Raw genomic sequence first — 1,734 nt, 5'->3', positions numbered from 1 at the left:
AAAAAAAAACTACAAAACATAGAGCATTAGTTGAATTTACAGGTTGTATTTTGATATAGGTTGTTTTTTTGAAAAATTGATAAAAAATAACATATTGAAATATAATGACTTTTATTTTTTATTGAAAAATATGTAAAGGGGGGCGTAAAAAGCACCTCCAAAACTCATAACCATAATGGTCTTGATAGCATTTATTATGATTATAATCCCTTTCTTTTGAAAGGCTTTAAAAGATCACATACTCTCATAAGACATGTTTTAATCATTCACTAAATGATCACTTTTGTCGATTCAATGTACTGACATAAACTGACAAATATATATTTACAGTTGTATTTATTTGTTATGGCTGTTTTAATAAGTTGTATTTTGAAAAATTCATAAAACTTAACTTATTGAAATATAATGATTTTAATTTTCTATCATTTAAAAAAAATGATATAGGTTCTAAAAAGAACTGACAAGACTGACAAAAGTTTATTAAAAGGGATTTTGCTCATCTCTATAATGATCAGTTTCTATTGAGATGTTTTCATAAGTGTTTTCATAATGGTCTATAAATCACAATTATCATATATCCTATTTATCATTTCTCTTATGAAACTGAAAAATGATGCCATGGCTATAAAGAACATAACAGCTATAGAGAAAGCAAAAATGCAAATGAAAGCATTTGTTATAAAGACAGTCCCTATAAAGGCTGTTAAGTCTAAAATGTGTTATTAAAAGAAATTAACAGAAATCTTAAAAGCCATTTAGTGAAAAAATTGATAGGTTATAAAGTTTAAAATACGCATTATGAGAGCGTTTCTAAATATTATAAATGTATAGATTCAGAAAATAACGCAATCGTTTCATAAAACCTATAATATAGCTTTAAAAGCACATAAATATAAAAGAAGCAATTAATAAGCATAAGATATTATCAATACACAACGTATTAAAAAAAATACAAAAAAGATAAAATATTGTTTGACAATAAATACGTATTTTGTTATATAAATAATCAAGTGATAGAAACACTTAGTGATTAGCGGATAGGTTACGAAACAGCCTCTCCCATGCCTTTAAAATACTGACTTTCTTTTATGCTTTTGTTAGTATATGAGAATTTTGTCGGGTGTGGTTATGCCATACAATACCCTTTCAAGGGGAAAGCATACAGCGGACTAATCACCGTGTTTCTAGCGCCCGACGCCCATTAGGGGGTCAATAGAAACCTTTTATGATTAGAAAGAATTTAAAATGACAAATTCAAACACCTCCCCCGTTATCTCTAATATTTCAAATGAAACCACGTCTGTTAATCAACAAGAGCCTGCAAAAAAATATGAATTTATTGATGATTGTGAATATATCGATGGTCATTTCTTAACTCGNTATATTGAAAGTGAAGATAATCTCTCTCATGAAGGTAATTGCTGGGTGTATAATAAAGCTCGGGTCTTTCAAAATGCACGCGTCTTTGGAAATGCTAAAGTAAAAAGCTTTTTTGTTGATGTCTATGGTAATGCGCAAATTTATGGGAATGCTATTTTTGAAGGTATGACATTAAAGGACAATGCAAAACTTTCAGGCAATGCGCATGCTAACAACGCCGTTGTAATTGAAGGCAATGCACAAATTTATGATAACGCCCGTGTCACTGATCACGCTCATATTTCCGATAATGCTGTCATTTGTGATGATGCTCATGTCGGAGGCAATGCAAAAATAAGTGGCTCTGCTTACATT

1 pseudogene is annotated in these 1,734 nt (G+C 29.7%); it reads left to right on the top strand.

From position 1 onward, the window contains the following. Nucleotides 1–1,245: 1,245 nt before the first annotated feature. Nucleotides 1,246–1,734: pseudogene (locus ACFIK2_RS08115) on the top strand (hypothetical protein); the annotation flags it as partial.

The organism is Bartonella sp. AP88XZML, from assembly GCF_042195565.1.
GTDB lineage: Bacteria > Pseudomonadota > Alphaproteobacteria > Rhizobiales > Rhizobiaceae > Bartonella.
Note: the sequence above shows the minus strand (reverse complement) of the source record. Positions and strands in the feature narration are given on the sequence as shown.